Origin of the sequence: Streptomyces sp. NPDC052016 (assembly GCF_044548445.1) — a bacterium.
Classification (GTDB): domain Bacteria; phylum Actinomycetota; class Actinomycetes; order Streptomycetales; family Streptomycetaceae; genus Streptomyces.
In genome coordinates this window covers 240,455-256,469 of record NZ_JBIUBX010000007.1, presented here as the reverse complement: position 1 = coordinate 256,469, position 16,015 = coordinate 240,455, and the positions used below count along the sequence as shown (strand labels likewise).

General features: G+C 73.1%; 15 protein-coding genes and 3 pseudogenes. 8 read left to right on the top strand and 10 right to left on the bottom strand.

Annotated features, from left to right (window positions below; genetic code table 11):
• The first annotated feature begins 42 nt into the window (after positions 1–42).
• The gene (locus ACIHAR_RS11940; protein ID WP_400018846.1) at positions 43–1,362 is read left to right on the top strand and encodes an SLC13 family permease; all 1,320 of its coding nucleotides are present in this window, start codon (positions 43–45) and stop codon (positions 1,360–1,362) included.
• Here the strand turns inward: ACIHAR_RS11940 and ACIHAR_RS11935 are convergent.
• The 7 genes and pseudogenes from ACIHAR_RS11935 to ACIHAR_RS11905 all read right to left on the bottom strand — a co-directional run bounded on the left by ACIHAR_RS11935 (position 1,325) and on the right by ACIHAR_RS11905 (position 6,186).
• Positions 1,325–2,320 (bottom strand): inositol monophosphatase family protein, encoded by a 996-nt coding sequence (locus ACIHAR_RS11935; protein ID WP_400018844.1) that lies wholly within the window; start codon positions 2,318–2,320, stop codon positions 1,325–1,327. The genes ACIHAR_RS11940 and ACIHAR_RS11935 overlap by 38 nt on opposite strands.
• Positions 2,292–2,954: a hypothetical protein gene (locus ACIHAR_RS11930; protein ID WP_400018842.1), complete on the bottom strand. Its 663-nt coding sequence runs from the start codon at positions 2,952–2,954 to the stop codon at positions 2,292–2,294. The genes ACIHAR_RS11935 and ACIHAR_RS11930 overlap by 29 nt, the downstream gene beginning before the upstream one ends.
• A 25-nt stretch (positions 2,955–2,979) precedes the next feature.
• The gene (locus ACIHAR_RS11925; RefSeq protein WP_365470373.1) at positions 2,980–3,948 is read right to left on the bottom strand and encodes a hypothetical protein; all 969 of its coding nucleotides are present in this window, start codon (positions 3,946–3,948) and stop codon (positions 2,980–2,982) included.
• Positions 3,949–4,022: 74 nt separating this feature from the next.
• Positions 4,023–4,571 carry a hypothetical protein gene (locus ACIHAR_RS11920; protein WP_400018840.1) on the bottom strand — a complete coding sequence of 183 codons (549 nt, stop codon included), beginning with the start codon at positions 4,569–4,571 and terminating at the stop codon, positions 4,023–4,025.
• Positions 4,555–5,046: an RNA polymerase sigma factor gene (locus tag ACIHAR_RS11915; protein ID WP_365470368.1), complete on the bottom strand. Its 492-nt coding sequence runs from the start codon at positions 5,044–5,046 to the stop codon at positions 4,555–4,557. The genes ACIHAR_RS11920 and ACIHAR_RS11915 overlap by 17 nt, the downstream gene beginning before the upstream one ends.
• 136 nt (positions 5,047–5,182) lie before the next feature.
• Positions 5,183–5,791: pseudogene (locus ACIHAR_RS11910) on the bottom strand (class F sortase); the annotation flags it as partial.
• The gene (locus tag ACIHAR_RS11905; RefSeq protein WP_365470399.1) at positions 5,788–6,186 is read right to left on the bottom strand and encodes a sortase-dependent protein; all 399 of its coding nucleotides are present in this window, start codon (positions 6,184–6,186) and stop codon (positions 5,788–5,790) included. The pseudogene ACIHAR_RS11910 and the gene ACIHAR_RS11905, both read right to left, overlap by 4 nt.
• Positions 6,187–6,361: 175 nt before the next feature.
• Between ACIHAR_RS11905 and ACIHAR_RS11900 the strand changes: the two genes are divergently transcribed.
• Positions 6,362–7,318: a 5'-nucleotidase gene (locus ACIHAR_RS11900; RefSeq protein ID WP_365470365.1), complete on the top strand. Its 957-nt coding sequence runs from the start codon at positions 6,362–6,364 to the stop codon at positions 7,316–7,318.
• A gap of 37 nt (positions 7,319–7,355) precedes the next feature.
• Here the strand turns inward: ACIHAR_RS11900 and ACIHAR_RS11895 are convergent.
• The 3 genes and pseudogenes from ACIHAR_RS11895 to ACIHAR_RS11885 all read right to left on the bottom strand — a co-directional run.
• A pseudogene (locus tag ACIHAR_RS11895) lies at positions 7,356–7,548 on the bottom strand (hypothetical protein); the annotation flags it as partial.
• A 114-nt stretch (positions 7,549–7,662) separates the two neighbouring features.
• A pseudogene (locus ACIHAR_RS11890) lies at positions 7,663–7,923 on the bottom strand (hypothetical protein); the annotation flags it as partial.
• A gap of 197 nt (positions 7,924–8,120) precedes the next feature.
• The gene (locus ACIHAR_RS11885) at positions 8,121–9,560 is read right to left on the bottom strand and encodes a gamma-aminobutyraldehyde dehydrogenase (protein WP_365470362.1); all 1,440 of its coding nucleotides are present in this window, start codon (positions 9,558–9,560) and stop codon (positions 8,121–8,123) included.
• A 168-nt stretch (positions 9,561–9,728) separates the two neighbouring features.
• Between ACIHAR_RS11885 and ACIHAR_RS11880 the strand changes: the two genes are divergently transcribed.
• The 6 genes from ACIHAR_RS11880 to ACIHAR_RS11855 all read left to right on the top strand — a co-directional run bounded on the left by ACIHAR_RS11880 (position 9,729) and on the right by ACIHAR_RS11855 (position 15,888).
• Positions 9,729–10,244 carry an Lrp/AsnC family transcriptional regulator gene (locus ACIHAR_RS11880; protein WP_365470359.1) on the top strand — a complete coding sequence of 172 codons (516 nt, stop codon included), beginning with the start codon at positions 9,729–9,731 and terminating at the stop codon, positions 10,242–10,244.
• A gap of 19 nt (positions 10,245–10,263) precedes the next feature.
• The gene (locus ACIHAR_RS11875; RefSeq protein ID WP_365470356.1) at positions 10,264–11,628 is read left to right on the top strand and encodes an aspartate aminotransferase family protein; all 1,365 of its coding nucleotides are present in this window, start codon (positions 10,264–10,266) and stop codon (positions 11,626–11,628) included.
• A gap of 193 nt (positions 11,629–11,821) precedes the next feature.
• Positions 11,822–12,562 (top strand): ATP-binding cassette domain-containing protein, encoded by a 741-nt coding sequence (locus ACIHAR_RS11870; RefSeq protein ID WP_365470353.1) that lies wholly within the window; start codon positions 11,822–11,824, stop codon positions 12,560–12,562.
• A complete protein-coding gene (locus ACIHAR_RS11865; protein ID WP_400018835.1) occupies positions 12,544–14,139 on the top strand; it encodes a hypothetical protein in 1,596 nt (531 codons plus the stop codon). Before ACIHAR_RS11870 ends, ACIHAR_RS11865 begins: the two co-directional genes overlap by 19 nt.
• A gap of 166 nt (positions 14,140–14,305) precedes the next feature.
• On the top strand, positions 14,306–14,725 hold the full coding sequence (locus ACIHAR_RS11860) for a VOC family protein (RefSeq protein ID WP_365470347.1): 420 nt from the start codon (positions 14,306–14,308) through the stop codon (positions 14,723–14,725).
• A gap of 35 nt (positions 14,726–14,760) precedes the next feature.
• Complete coding sequence (locus ACIHAR_RS11855) at positions 14,761–15,888, top strand: LOG family protein (protein ID WP_400018832.1); 1,128 nt, start codon at positions 14,761–14,763, stop codon at positions 15,886–15,888.
• Positions 15,889–16,015 lie beyond the last annotated feature (127 nt).

The window sequence follows — 16,015 nt, the reverse complement described above, 5'->3', positions numbered from 1 at the left end:
GCCCTGGTTACAGTGGGGTACAGATGTGCGACCCTTCCTCCCGTGCGTGGCATACGGCGTCTGCATGTTCTGGACCGGGTGGCGATCGGTCTCCTCGTGACCGGGCTGGTGTGCGTGGGCACGGGGGTGCTGCCCACCGACCCCGCCGCCGACGCGATGACCCGTATCGCCCCGCTGCTGGCGTTCCTCGGCACGGTGATCGTGCTGGCCGAACTCACCAGCAGGGCGGAGGTGTTCGACGTGGTCGCGGCCCGCGTCGCCCGCGCCGGCCGGGGCAGCTATCCGCTGCTCTTCCTGCTCTGTGTGGCCTTCGCCTCCGTCACCACGATCGCCCTGAACCTCGACACCACGGCGGTCCTCCTCACCCCGGTGATGCTGGCCCTCGCCTCCCGGGTCGGCATCGCGGCCGTTCCGCTGGCGATGACGACGGTCTGGCTGGCCAACACGGCGAGCCTGCTGCTGCCGGTCTCCAATCTGACGAACCTGCTGGCGGCGGACCGGGTGGCCCTCTCGCCGCTGGGCCTGGCGGCCCGCATGTGGGCACCGCAGCTGGCGGCGATCGCCGTGACCATGGCGTGCCTGTGGGTCTTCTACTGGCGTCGCGGAAGGCGGGGCACGGCGGGGCCGGCCGAGCCGGGCGCGGCCAGGCGCGGCGGCCCGGGAGCCGCCCGCGCGGAGGACGTGCGGGCTGAGGACGACGTCAGGGCACGGGACGACGAGCAGCGTGGCGGGGTGCGGGCGGCGGCCGACCGCTATGTGCCGCCGGGCCCGCACCGCCCCGCCGACCCGGTGCTGTTCCGGGCGTGCGCCCTGGCCTGCGGCGGGTTCCTGCTGGCGATCCTCGTCGCGGACGTGGAGCTGTGGATGGCGTCCGCGACGGCCGCCGCGGTCGCCGTCGTCGCCTTCGCGGCCCGCGACCGTTCCGCGCTGCGGCTGTCGCTCGTCCCCTGGCGGCTGCTGGTCATGGTCCCGGGCATGTTCCTGGTGGTCGAGGCGGTCAACGCCAACGGCCTGCACGACCTGCTGGCCGCCGCGGTCGGCCACGACGACGGCCTCGGGGGCATGTTCCGCGCGGCGGCGGTCGGCGGCGGACTGTCGAACGTCCTGAACAACCTCCCGGTCTACCTGGCCGGCGAGGCGGCCGTCCCGGTCGGCAACCACGACCAGCTGCTCGCGCTGCTCGTCGGCACCAACGCGGGCCCGGTCGTCACCCCGTGGGCCTCCCTGGCGACGCTGCTGTGGTACGAACGCTGCCACGCCTACGGGGTGCGGGTGCCGGTGGCCCGGCTGATGGGGACGGGAGCGGTCCTGGCGGTGGCGGCGGTCACGGCGTCGGTGGGGGCGCTGGCGGTGACGGGCTAGGACCTGTCGTCGGACTCCCGTCGTCCGCGCGGAGGACGGGGACCGCGGCGTCGGTCCGACGGCAGGCCCCGGGGCCCGGCACGGCCACCGGCCCCGGCTCCTCGGTCCCCGCCGCCCCGGCCACCAGCTCCAGCAGGTACGGCAGCGCCTCCGGCCGCCCCGCGACGAACGACCGCTCGGTGTCCGGTCCCCGGAAGCCGCCGCCGAACTCCCGTCCGTCCAGGTGCCGGAGGGCCATCCCGGCCTCGCGGGCCAGCAGCGCCCCGGCCGGCAGGTCGATCGCCTCGGCGCGGTAGCCGACGAATCCGTCGATGTCCCCGCGCGCCAGCATGGCCCAGGCCAGCAGCGGTGCCCACAGCTGGAGCAGCCGCCGGGAGCCCAGCTCCACGGTGGTGCGCAGGGTGCGGGCGGCGAGGTCGTCGCGGCGCACCGCGTGCCCCTGCGTCCAGGCCAGCACCGGTCCGCCGGGGACCGGCGGGCGGTGGCCGGCGGCCGGCGAGAGCCGCCCACCCGGCCCGTACGCACCGCCCCCCTGCCGGGCCGACCAGGTCCGCCCGCTCACCGGTTCGTGCACGACGCCCATCACCGGCGCACCGTCGACGCACAGGGCGACGCCCACGACGTAGACGGGCAGCCCGAGGACGACGTTGTTGCTGCCGTCGAGGGGGTCCACCAGCCAGGTGCGGCCGCCCCCGTCGCCGCCCAGTTCCCCGGACTCCTCGGCGAGGATCCGGTCGTGCGGGTACCGCTGACGGATCCGGTCCACCACGATCCGCTCGGCCATCAGGTCCAGGTCGGTGACGACGTCGCCGAGTCCGCCCTTGGGGCGGGCGGCGAAACCGTCCCGGAAGCGGGACCGGAGCAGCGCCCCGGCCTCCTCGGCGGCGGCCACCGCCGTACGGCACTCGGAGGCGAAGGGGGCCGGGGCGTCAGACGGGCGGGTCGGGTTCGGGCTCATGGATCCTCCTGAGGGCGGCCTGGGCGATCCGGGCGGTCTGGGCCGCGTCGCACATCCCGCGGACGACGCGGCGGCCCGGGGCCCGTAAGGGGCCCAGGGAGAGGTCCGCCCGGCCGGGCAGGGTCCGCCCCAGCACCAGGGTGGCGGCCGGACGGCCGTCCGGCACCACGGTGGTGTGGAACTCGCCCGCCGGAAGGTCGTAGGTCTGGCCGCGCGCACTGGTCTGCTCGGCGCCCGGCAGGCAGCGCACCAGCCGCTCGGTGGGCCGGAGTTCGTCCACCCCCGAGGGGTCGCTGTGCACCTCGAACACCCGGTGGGTGGGCCGCTCGGTCTCCTCGTGGACGCGCATGCGCCGGTTGCCCAGCCGTCCGTACAGCACGGTGCTGGTGAGGTCCCAGCTGTGCGAGTGCACCTGATGACCCGCCAGGACGGGGTCGGCCGGCCCGAAGACGTGCACGCACACGCCCTCCGCCCCGTCCCGCAGGACGGGCAGACAGACGAACCCCAGTGGATGGCGCACCGCGCGCAGTGCGCGGCGGCCTGTCACGACCTGTTCCAACTCCGATGCGGCCTGCCGCATCACCTCGCCGGCGGCCCCCCGCCGGGCGGCCCGTTCCAGGGCCGGGTAGTCCATCGGTTCCCCCTCGCCCACACGTTCGCTACCTGCGGTACGGATCCTCCGCCCGCAGTGCCTTGTCGATGATGTCGCCCACGTCACGGTCGGTGAAACTGGAGGGCAGCGGCAGCCCGAGCCGCTCCAGCAGGCGTCTGACCTCGTCGACGGTCGGCTCGTCGCTCAGCGGGGTGGCCTCCCGCAGATCGAGTTTGACCGCCTGCTCCCGGCTCTGGTGCAACTCGGTGACGTAGTAGTCGTACAGCGGCCGTTCGCGCGCCACGTACAGGCTGACCCGGCGCGGGTCGTCCTGGGTGATGATCAGGCAGCTGTCGGAGAGGTCGAAGCGCAGGGTCGGAGCCACCGACGACAGGTGCACGTCGATCTCCAGGGTGTCCAGGCGCTGGCGGTGCCAGGCGGCGGCGACCACGGTGGCGAACGACTCCTTGCGGGTGCGTTCGGTGGTCCACTCCGTGAACGCGCCGCCCTCCTGCCGGTGTCCGAAGGTGCGCCGGAAGCGCGCGTAGGCGGCGCAGACCCGGTCGTCGGCCGGATTGACGATGTCGATCTTCATGCTGAGGGAGCGCCGCTGCCGCTGCGCCTCCAGCACGCACTCCGGCAGGGTCACGGCCCGCAGATAGGTGCCGGTGCCGCCCTTGAACACCCAGCGGGCGGTACTGCGGCGGGCCTGCTCGTGGGCGAGCGCCACCTCCGGCCCGGCCAGCGTGCGCACCATCGACAGGTCCTCGATCGCCCGGCTGGTGTCCGCGGTCGCGCCCCGGATGTCGGCCAGCCGCCGCCGACGCTCCGTCAGCGAGCCGTAGACCAGCGCGGCGAGGACCAGCAGGATGGACCCGGTGACGATGTTGTCGTCGAAGTCCTTGTCCAGGATGTCCATCAGGCCGACGACCACGGCGACGCCGATGGCGACGACCCCGTCCGCGTTCCTGACCGCCCACGCGATCGAGTCCTCCAGGCGGCGCCCGGACGGCTGCTGCCGTGTAGTGCGCGTCACGTCCACCCTCCCCCGACGGCGGCTTCCAGGGTAGGAGCAACGACCCGTCGAGGGCTACGGTGCGTGAATCGGCCTCAACGGCGCGTGCCGGCCGCCGACGGCGCGGTGGACGGCGTGTCCGTCGCGCCGGACGGCGTGTCCGTCGCGCCGGACGGCGTGCGGGACGCCGGGGACTCGGTGCTCGGTCTCGGTTCCGGGACCCGGCCGGCGGGGGTGGGTGCCACGGTGCCGGTGCGGCTGTCGGACGCCCGGGGACCGGGGGCCGCCGTCCGGGCGGTCCGCTCGGTGGGGACCGGGCTGACGGGCGCCGGCGTCTGCGACGGGGTGGGCGCGGTCGTGGGGCCGCCGGGCGGCGGGGCGAGCGGGACCGCCGGGGAGGCGGGCGGCCCGGGCGCCGTCAGGTGCGGCGGCAGCAGGACGAAGGCGGTGACGGCGACGGCGACGGCCGCGCCGGCCCCGGCGGCGGTGCGCAGCAGCCGGCGGCGGCCCGCTCGGCGGCGGATCTGCTCGTACCGGCCCGGAGGCGGGCCGAGGTGGTCGGACGGGGGCCGCAGGAGGACGGCGAGGGGGTCGTCGGTGCCGCGGTCCGGGCCGTCGTCGAAGTCGTCAACGGGTGTGATCAAGGCTTCTCCCCAGGTGGGCACGGAGCAGTTCACGGGCCGCGTGGAGGTCGGCCTTGACGGTTCCTTCCTTGCGCCCGGTCAGCACGGACACCTCCCGGATCGGCATGTCAGCGTAGTAGTGCAGCAGGATGGGCACGCGCAGCCGTTCCGGCAGGGACTGCACGAGGATGCGGACCGAGGGGTCGGCCGTTTCGGCGGGCGGGCGCACGGCGGCCTCGACGCCGGCCCGGCGCACGGCGCTGCGCTCGCGCTCCAGCTTGCGCCAGTGGTCGCGGACCAGGTTGGCCGCGGTGACGTAGAGGAAGCCCTGGGGCTCCGCCACCGCCGTCCAGCGGGCCCAGAGCCGGGTGAACGCCTCCGAGGCGATCTCGTGGGCCGTCCCGTCGTCGTCGACGAGTCGGCGGCACCACCCGGCGAGGCGCGGATAGAGGGCGGCGAACAGCTCGGCCGCCGCCTGCTCACGGGACCGTTTCACCGTTCTCCTGGTTCTCCCGCCGAGCGTCGCGCCGCGTCCGGCGCCGGACCTCGGCCGAGCCCTCCGCCGAGCCCTCCGCCGAGACCTCTGCCGGGCCTTGCGCCGAGCTCTTTGCCGAGCCCTCTGCCGGGCCTTGCGCCGGGCTCAGCGCGGCGAAGACGATCACGTTGTCGCGGTACTCGTCACCGGAACGCGGCCCGCCGCAGGTGATGAGCCGCAGCTCGGGCCGGTCCACGTTCCCGTAGACGGCCTCCGTGGGGAAGTCCTCCTTGGCGACCGTCCGTACGGCGGTGACGGTGAACCCGGCCGCCGTGCCGTTCTCCAGGCGCGCCGCGATCCGGTCGCCGCGGCGCAGCCGGTCGAGGCGCCGGAAGACGCCGTCCCCGTACTCGCCCACCGTGACGTGACCGAGGATCACCGACGGGCCGGTCTGCCCCGGCGTGGGCGAGTGCCGGTACCAGCCGGCCCGGTCGTGCGCCGCGATCGGGGGGACCTCCACGCTGCCGTCCGGGGCGAGCCCGAGCTGCACGACGGGTGTGTCGACCCCGATGGCCGGGATCTCCAGCCGGACGGGGACCGAACGCCCGGACGACCGCTCCGCCGACGTGCCGGACCGCGCCGCCGGCTCGGACGGCCGTACCGAGGGGGCCGCGTCCGCGCCCCGCCCGGCCGTGCCGCCCGCGCAGCCCGCGAGCGGCGCCGCCAGGGCCGCGGCGACCAGGGCGCGCCTGGAGAGCGGACTCATGCGCGGGTCGCCCGCCGGCGCCGAACGACGTAGACCCCCGCGCCGCCCGCGGCGAACACCGCCGCGGCGGCACTTCCGGCCACGAGCCCGCTCGGGGTCGTCGCCGGGTCCGCGACGGCTCCGGTGTCGGCCGCTCCCCTCGGGACGACACTCACCTGGCCCGGGACCGGCGTCGCGTCCTCGGCCGGGACCGGGGTCGGCGCGGTGGTGGCGGCCGGGGCGGGCGCCGCGCTCGCGGCATCCCGGGTGGGTGCCGCACTGGCCGCATCCCGGGCGGGTGCGGCGGTCGCCGCCGGTGCCGGCGTCGCATCCGTCCCGTCGGCGGACGCGGGGGCCGCGCCCAGCATCACGGCGGCGCCCGCAACAGCCAGAGTGCCGAGGCCCGTTCGGGGCATGAACCGCATGTGTCGCATCAACCGCTCTCTTTCGTCAGTCCTGTGTGACGGATCGAGCGGAGAGACGAGGGACCGAGGGGACGGGTTGTAAAGAGAAGGCAAAGTGTGCGACCGGGGGTTACGGTCGGGCCCAGCCGTCGCCGCCGACCCGCGGTACCGCACGAGGGGAGCCGCCATGCCGCCGTACAGCCTCGAGAACCGCCTGGTCATCGGGATCGCCTCCAGTGCCCTGTTCGACCTGAAGGAGTCCGACGCCGTCTTCCGGCGCGAGGGCGAGGAGAGTTACCGCACCTACCAGCGGGAGAACCTGGACGACACCCTCCGCCCGGGCGTCGCGTTCCCCTTCATCCGCCGCATCCTGTCCCTGAACGACCTGGCTCCCGAGGGCGACCCCCTCGTCGAGGTGATCATCCTCTCCCGCAACGACCCCGACACGGGACTGCGGGTCATGCGGTCCATCAAGGCCCACGAACTCCCCATCAGCCGCGCCGTCTTCATGCAGGGCCGGGCGCCGTACCGTTTCATGCGCGCGCTGCACATGTCCCTGTTCCTGTCGGCGGACGAGAACGACGTCCGGGAAGCCGTCGCGTCGGGGCTGCCTGCCGGCCGGGTCCTCGGCTCCGCCCTGGCCGACGACCCCGACGACAAGGACCTGCGGATCGCCTTCGACTTCGACGGCGTCCTCGCGAGCGACGAGTCGGAGCGCGTGTACCAGCAGGACGGCCTGGAGAAGTTCCGCGCCCACGAGGCCCTGAACGTCGCCACGCCCCACGACGCGGGCCCGCTGCGGGACTTCCTGCGCGAGATCAACAAGTTGCAGCGCAGGGAGGAGGCACGACGCAGGGAGGACGCGGACTACGCGATCCGCGTGCACGTCTCCATCGTCACGGCCCGCAACGCGCCCGCGCACGAGCGGGCCGTGTTCAGCCTCGACAACTGGGGCGTCACCGTCAACGACGCCTTCTTCCTCGGCGGGGTCGACAAGAGCACGATCATGGACGTGCTGAGGCCGCACATCTTCTTCGACGACCAGGAGAGCCACCTGGAGGGCACCTCCCGGACGACTCCGAGCGTCCACATCCCGTTCGGGGTCGTCAACCAGGGGCGGGTCCTCGCCGCAGAGCACGAGTAGCGCTGCCGCGAGGGCGCCGTCAGCATGGTCGGCGTCCTCACGGGACGACGGACACGATCCGGCAGGCGGCTTCGGCGAGCCGGCGCTCGCCGCGGATGCGGATGCGGCCGAGGGCGGTCTCCGGATCGACGCCGCGCGTGCACAGCCGCCAGGCGGTCTCCGCGTCCAGCCACACACGCGGCCGGACGTCCGCCGGGCGCTTCGGCCGGCGACCAGCGGGCGGCCGCGGCGGGAGCGGCAGCCGTGACCGGAGCGGTTGCGGCAGCGGTGGCGGTGGCCGTAGTGGCAGCGGCCGCAGTGGCCGTGGTGGCGGTGACGGCATTGGCCTTGACGGCAGTTGCCGTAGTGGCGGTGGCGGTCCAGGTGCCGCCGGCCGGCCCTTCGACGACCATCCGCACCTGTGTCCCGACGGGCGCCGGCGTGTGGCGCAGCGTGTGGGGCAGGGCCCGCAGGAAGGTGTCCAGGACCGTGGACGGGGCGCGGGGCTCGGCGTCGGTGTCCCGGCCGGTGGCGTGGCGGATCTGCTCGCGGTGTGTTCAGTACTCGGTGAACTCCCGTGCCACGTCCAGCCACCGGGGCGCCGGGTCCGCTCCGGCCCAGGAAACCCGAGGCGGGCGGGCGTCGATCGGTTCACCCAGCCGGGAGAAGTCGTCCACGGCGTCGAGTGTGGCCGGGGACCGCCGGGCGACACCAGCCGCGAGGAGGCCGCACAGCGTCGCGCCCCCGGACGGGAAGTTCCGTCCGGGGGCGCGACCGGCCGCCCGGAACCCGCACCCCGGTACGGCGCGGGTCCGGCGCGGCGCTACACGTCGAGCGAGGTCATCACGTGCTTGATGCGCGTGTAGTCGTCGAAGCCGTACGCCGACAGGTCCTTGCCGTAGCCGGACTTCTTGAAGCCGCCGTGGGGCATCTCGGCGACCAGCGGGATGTGCGTGTTGATCCACACGCAGCCGAAGTCGAGCTTCTTGGACATGCGCATCGCGCGGCCGTGGTCCTTGGTCCACACCGAGGACGCGAGGGCGTACTCGACGCCGTTGGCCCACTCCACGGCCTGGTCCTCGTCGGTGAAGGACTGCACGGTGATGACCGGTCCGAAGACCTCGTTCTGGATGATCTCGTCGTCCTGCTTGAGGCCGGAGACGACGGTCGGCGCGTAGAAGTAGCCCTTCTCGCCGACCTGGTGGCCGCCCGCCTCGACCTTGGCGTGGGCGGGCAGGCGCTCGATGAAGCCGGAGACCTGCTTCAGCTGGTTGGGGTTGTTGAGCGGGCCGAAGAGCACGTCCTCGTCGTCCGGCTGACCCGTCTTCGTCTCGGCGGCGGCCTTCGCGAGCGCGGCCACGAACTCGTCGTGGATGGCCTCCTGGACGAGGACGCGGGTGGCGGCCGTGCAGTCCTGGCCGGCGTTGAAGAAGCCCGCGACGGAGATGTCCTCGACGGCCTTGGCGATGTCGGTGTCGTCGAAGACGACGACCGGGGCCTTGCCGCCGAGCTCCAGGTGGACGCGCTTGAGGTCCTTGGACGCCGACTCGGCGACCGACATGCCGGCGCGTACCGAACCGGTGATGGAGGCCATCGCGGGGACGGGGTGCTCGACCATCAGGCGGCCGGTGTCGCGGTCGCCGGTGATGACGTTGAAGACGCCCTTGGGCAGGATGGAGCCGATGATCTCGGCGATCAGGACCGTGGACGCGGGGGTGGTGTCCGACGGCTTGAGGACCACCGTGTTGCCCGCCGCGATCGCCGGGGCGAACTTCCACACCGCCATCATCATCGGGTAGTTCCACGGCGCGACCTGCGCGCAGACGCCGACCGGCTCACGGCGGACGATCGAGGTGAGCCCCTCCATGTACTCGCCGGCGCTGCGCCCCTCCAGCATCCGGGCCGCGCCCGCGAAGAAGCGGATCTGGTCGACCATCGGCGGGATCTCCTCGGACCGCGTGAGCCCGATCGGCTTGCCCGTGTTCTCCACCTCGGCCGCGATGAGCTCCTCGGCGCGCTCCTCGAACGCGTCCGCGATCTTCAGCAGCGCCTTCTGGCGCTCGGCCGGGGTGGTGTCGCGCCAGCCCGGGAAGGCCGCCGCGGCCGCCTGCATCGCGGCGTCCACGTCGGCCGGGCCGGACAGCGGCGCGGTCGCGTAGGCCTCGCCCGTCGCGGGGTTGACCACCTCGGTGGTCCTTCCGTCGGCGGCGTCCCGGAACTCACCGTCGATGTAGTTGCGCAGACGACGCAGCTCGGTGCTCACTGCCGGCCTCCTGTCAGGTCGAACTGTCCAATCACTGAGACACCCACCCTAAACGGCAAGCCGACGTTTTCAACACCCCCGATCGCACCATGGCTGCGAAATCCGCAGGTCTCAGTCACGTAAACAACGAATTTCATCGCAGCCGCCTTGCGAAACTGTCGATACGTCGTGCACAGTGAGGTCGTGGCCAGTCGAAGCGCAGAGCACCGGGACTCCCGCGAGTCCAAGAACGGCACCCCTCATCTGGATGCCGTCAGCCTCGCCATCATCGAGCAGCTCCAGGAGGACGGCCGCCGGCCGTACGCCGCGATCGGCAAGGCCGTCGGCCTGTCCGAGGCGGCCGTGCGCCAGCGCGTCCAGAAGCTGCTCGACCAGGGCGTGATGCAGATCGTCGCCGTCACGGACCCGCTCACCGTGGGCTTCCGCAGGCAGGCGATGGTCGGGCTCCACGTCGAGGGCGACGTCGAGGCGATCGCCGACGCGCTGACCGACATGGCGGAGGTCGAGTACGTGGTGATGACCGCCGGCTCGTTCGACATCCTCGCCGAGATCGTCTGCGAGGACGACGACCACCTGCTGGACGTCATCAACAAGCGCATCCGCGCCCTGCCCGGCGTGCGATCGACCGAGAGCTTCGTCTATCTGAAGCTGAAGAAGCAGACCTACATGTGGGGAACCCGATAACCGTGAGGACCCGATAACCGTGAGCACCAAGGACCTCAGTCGCAGCGCGTACGACCACCTGTGGATGCACTTCACCCGCATGTCCTCGTACGAGAACTCCCCGGTCCCGACCATCGTCCGGGGCGAGGGCACCTACATCTACGACGACAAGGGCAAGCGCTACCTCGACGGTCTCGCGGGCCTGTTCGTGGTCCAGGCCGGTCACGGCCGCACGGAGCTGGCGGAGACCGCGTTCAAGCAGGCGCAGGAGCTGGCGTTCTTCCCCGTCTGGTCCTACGCCCACCCGAAGGCCGTCGAACTCGCGGAGCGTCTGGCCGACTACGCGCCGGGCGACCTGAACAAGGTCTTCTTCACCACCGGCGGCGGCGAGGCGGTCGAGACCGCCTGGAAGCTCGCCAAGCAGTACTTCAAGCTGCAGGGCAAGCCGACCAAGTACAAGGTCATCTCCCGCGCCGTCGCCTACCACGGCACCCCGCAGGGCGCCCTGTCCATCACCGGCCTGCCGGGCCTGAAGGCCCCCTTCGAGCCGCTGGTGCCGGGCGCGCACAAGGTCCCGAACACCAACATCTACCGCGCCCCGATCCACGGCGACGACCCGGAGGCCTTCGGCCGCTGGGCCGCCGACCAGATCGAGCAGCAGATCCTCTTCGAGGGCCCGGAGACGGTCGCGGCCGTCTTCCTGGAGCCGGTGCAGAACGCGGGCGGCTGCTTCCCGCCCCCGCCCGGCTACTTCCAGCGGGTCCGCGAGATCTGCGACCAGTACGACGTGCTGCTCGTGTCGGACGAGGTGATCTGCGCCTTCGGCCGCCTGGGCACGATGTTCGCCTGCGACAAGTTCGGCTACGTCCCGGACATGATCACCTGCGCCAAGGGCATGACCTCCGGGTACTCCCCCATAGGCGCCTGCATCATCTCGGACAAGCTCGCCGAGCCGTTCTACAAGGGCGACAACACCTTCCTGCACGGCTACACCTTCGGCGGCCACCCGGTCTCCGCCGCCGTGGGCCTCGCCAACCTCGACCTGTTCGAGCGGGAGAACCTCACCCAGCACGTCCTGGACAACGAGGGCGCCTTCCTGCGGACCCTGCAGAAGCTGCACGACCTCCCGATCGTCGGCGACGTCCGCGGCAACGGCTTCTTCTACGGCATCGAGCTCGTCAAGGACAAGGCGACGAAGGAGTCCTTCAACGCCGAGGAGACCGAGCGCGTCCTGTACGGCTTCCTGTCCAAGGCCCTCTTCGACAACGGCCTGTACTGCCGTGCCGACGACCGCGGCGACCCGGTCGTCCAGCTCGCCCCGCCGCTGATCTCCAACCAGGAGACCTTCGACGAGATCGAGCAGATCCTGCGCGCGACGCTGACGGAGGCGTGGACGAAGCTGTGATCGTCGGCCTGATCAGCTGACCAACACCGGCCCCGGTGCCGCCCGTTCGAGTGAGAACGGCGACCCGGGGCCGTGTGCTGTCCGGATGCCCGTCCTGCGCTGCCTAGCGTGCCAGTGACCGATCGGCCCCGCCTTCGTTCCCCCGGACGGGGGAAGGCACGGGAATTACGGATCTGAACCGAGGTGTACGCCCATGGAGGCCCCGCCGGACAACGACGTGCTGTGGGCACGGTCCCTGCACTTCACGCACCACGACGGCTCCCCCGCGCTCGGCGGCGTGTCGCTCGGCGTGCGGGAGGGCGAGATCCTCGCCGTCACCGGCCCGCGCGGCAGCGGCAAGACGACGCTGCTGCACTGCCTCGCCGGCCTCGCGCCCACCCAGCGCGGCGAGGTCTGGTTCAACAGCGTCCCCGTTCACACGATGGGTCCGATGGCCCGGGAACGGCTGCGCCGCGACCGCTTCGGCTGGATCGACCCGGCCCCCCTGCTCGTCCCCGAACTCAACGCCTGGGAGAACGCGGCCCTCCCCCTGATGCTGCGCGGCACCAGCCGCCGCCGTGCCAAGGTCGCCGCCCTGGAATGGCTGGAACGCCTCGACGTGGGCGACAAGGCGCGCTGCCGGCCCCACGAGCTGACCCAGGCGGAACGCCAGCGCGTCTGCATCACCCGCGCCCTGGCCCCCTCCCCGTCCGTCCTCTTCGCCGACGAGCCGACGGCCCCCCTGCACCGCGCGGACCGCGCCCACGTCCTGCGCACCCTGACGACGGCGGCCCGCTCGCACGGCATCACGGTCGTCCTGGCCACCCACGACACGGAGACCGCTGCCCTCGCCGACCGTACGGTGCCCCTGCTGGACGGACGCCGGGTGAAGACGGTCCACCTGCCCCCGGTCACCGAGTCGGAAGGCCGGGCGGCGTGCTCGCTCTCCGCCTGACCCGCAGCGCCCACCCCGCCGTCCAGCTGCGCCGCCTCCTGGTGGCGACGGCCTCGGCGGGCACCGGCTTCCTCCTCCTGTCCACCCTCGGCCACGCCCTCACGCACCCCGACGCACCGCCCGGCTCCGCGCTCCGCCTGGCCTGGTGCGCGGTCCCCCTCGCGGCGACGGTCCACCTCGCCCTCGCGGTCGCCCGTACGGACCCCGGCACCCGTCCCCGCCCCGGCCTGGCCGCCATCGGCCTGGGCCCCGCCCGGCTGATGGCCATCTCGGCCACCACCACGGCCCTCTCCACCACCCTGGGCTCCCTGCTGGCCCTCCTGGTCTTCCTGCACCTGCGCGGCGACCTCACGGGCATGCCCTTCGACGGGGCGGCCGCGGACTTCCTGGCGGCGGACGTCCCCCTCCCCGTCCCGGCCGCCCTGACCCTCCTGTCCCTGGTCCCCGCGACCGCCTCGGTGTCGGTGGCGCTGGCCCTGCGCCCACGCGACGCCCGGCCGGCGCGGTCCCGGGGCACGGGCCGCTCGCTGAGGCGGTTCACGACACGGGAGCAGTCAGGACGACGGGAGACGTTCGGGGCGTACGGACGCTTCGGCTCCCGGTCGACGAACCGCCCGGCGACGGGCCGGCCCCCCTCCCGGCCCACCGACGACGCCCAGCCCCTCCGCCAGACCGCGGGCCGCCGCCCCGTCTCCGCACGCGTGACGGACAGCGACAACGAAGACACACGGCCACCCGACCCCGCCCGGCTCCCTCGCTGGGTTCCGGGCAGCCCTTCCGCCCCCGCACGCGCCACCGACGCCGGCGAAGACGAGGCCGCCCGGCCCTCTCGTCGACCTGCGGGCAGTCGTGCCGCAGGGGCGGCACGGGTGGGTGCGGGCGGCACCCCGCACGCGCCGGGCAGCGCGATCCACCCCCCGGCCACGACCGACGACACACCCGAAACCCCGGACCTCCAGCCCGACCCCGCCCCGCCCAACCCCACCCTGCTCCCCTGGGGCGCGGCCCTCCTCGCCGCCGGCCTCGCCGTCGAGGCCTACGCCACCCATACCACGAGCACCACGGACGTCTCCCTCCCCGGCGGCCCGACGGGCCCCGCCGCCGTCCTCGTCGGCTGGGCCCTCACCGCCCTCGGCCTCGCCCTCGCCGGCCCCGGCCTCACCCACCTCTGCGGCCGTCTCCTGCAAGCGGTCCGACCCGGCGCCCTGCGCCTCCTGGCCGGTCGCGGCCTGATGCAGGAGGCGTCCCGCATCGGCCGCCCGCTGGGCGTCGTGTGCGCGGTGGCCTCGGGCGCGTACAGCATGGCCGCCCTGTACGACCCGGCCGACCCGTCCGTCGGCCCGCTCACCGCCCTCGGCGCCCTCCTGGTCGCCGGGTGCACGTGCGCCACCCTCCTCACCGCGGCCGTGGAGGCCCGTCAGGCCCGCGCGGACACCACCGCGGCCCTGCTCCGCCTCGGCGCGCCGGCCACGATGCTGCGCAGCGCGGCCGCGCTCCGCGCCGGCGCCCTCCTCGCGCTGTTCCTCCCGCTCACCGTGCTCGTGGCCGAGTTGGCGTCCCTCCCCCTGCACGGCTGAGACCGGTTCGGGACCGCCTTCCGGACCACGGGACCACGTGCGGGAACGAGCGCGCGAAAAAAATCCGCGAGCACCGATGAGTTCCGCACGACCCCCCGGTCTACCCCATCGAACACGACGAACGAGCCGCGCCGACAGGCCGCGCGCACCGATGGGAGAGACCTCGATGACCACCTCCGCCTACCAGCAGATGATCTTCGTCAACCTGCCCGTGAACGACCTCGAGGCGTCGAAGAAGTTCTTCACGGAGCTGGGCTACTCGATCAACCCCCAGTTCAGCGACGACAACGCGGCCTCCGTGGTGATCAGCGACACCATCGTCGCCATGCTGCTGACCAAGCCGTTCTACTCGACGTTCACCAAGAAGGAGATCGCGGACTCCACCCGGACCAGCGAGGTCCTGATCGCGCTGAGCGCCGAGAGCCGCGCGAAGGTCGACGAACTCGTCGACCGCGCCCTGGCGCTGGGCGGCACGCCCAGCGGCGAGACCCAGGATCACGGCTTCATGTACGGCCGTTCCTTCGACGACCTCGACGGCCACACCTGGGAGGTCGTCTGGATGGACCCGTCGGCGATCGAGGGCTGATCCGCCCCCTACGCGGCAGCCCCTAGCATGGGCGGGTGCATCCGACACCCGCCCAGCCGTTCGACGGCTCCCACGACCGGGAGATCGAGTCCCTCGCGGAGTTCGACGAGGTGGTCTCCGTACGGGGCACCCTCTCCCACTACCGCGTCCAGGCCGTCGACCTGACGGACCGTACGGCCGTCCTGCTGGCCCTGGACACCGCGGGCGCCGTCTTCCTCGGCTGTCCGATGGACCCGGAGGCGGCGGCGAAGGCCCGCGCCGAGGGGGCACTGGTCTTCCCGCCCGTACCGGGCCTCCCCTTCGACCCGTACCGCGGCTTCGTCTACACCCCCGACGAGCTGTTCGAGTCGCTGGACGAGGGCGGCTACGAGGCCACGCCCGACGCCCTCGCCTACGCCTGGTTCCAGCGGACCAGGTCCGACGGCGACGTCTTCGCCTCCATGCTCCGCTCGCTCCACGACGACGCCGTCTCCGACGCCCTCGACGAACTGCTCGTCGGCGCCCCGGTGGTGGGCGTGATGGGGGGCCACGCCATGGCCCGCGGGACGGACGCGTACGCGGGTGCCGCGCGCCTCGGCCGCGCGCTCTCCCGCGCCGGGCTGACCGTGGCGACCGGCGGCGGTCCGGGCGCGATGGAGGCGGCCAACCTCGGCGCCTACACGGCGCCCTTCTCCGACGACATGCTGGCCGAGGCCCTTCAACTCCTCGCCAGGGTGCCGGGTTTCACTCCCTCGATCACCGCGTGGGCGTCGGCCGCCTTCGAGGTCCGCACCCGCTGGCCGCGCGGCGGACCCTCGGTCGGCGTCCCCACCTGGTTCTACGGGCACGAGCCGCCGAACCCGTTCGCGGCGCACATAGCCAAGTACTTCTCCAACGCCACCCGTGAGGACGGCCTGCTCGCCCGCTGCACCGCGGGGGTGGTCTTCCTGCCGGGCGCCGCCGGGACCGTACAGGAGATCTTCGACAACGCGACGCCCAACTACTACGCGTCGCGCGGTGAACCCACGCCCATGGTGCTGGTCGACCGGGCGCACTGGACGGAGCGGCTGCCGACGTGGCCGCTGCTGCGGGCGCTCGCGCGGGAGCGTGCCATGGAGGACCGCATCGTCCTGGTCGACCGGATCGAGGAGGTTCCGGAGGCCTTGAGGCGTCTCGGCGGTTGACGAACGGGCAGAGACGGGGCTCCGGAAGCGGCCGCACATTGACAGTACTTATGGAACGCTTATAGACCTGTGAGCCTCCCGGGGTTGCTGTCGCCACCGCATCGGGGCGTCATCACCCCGTCCACCC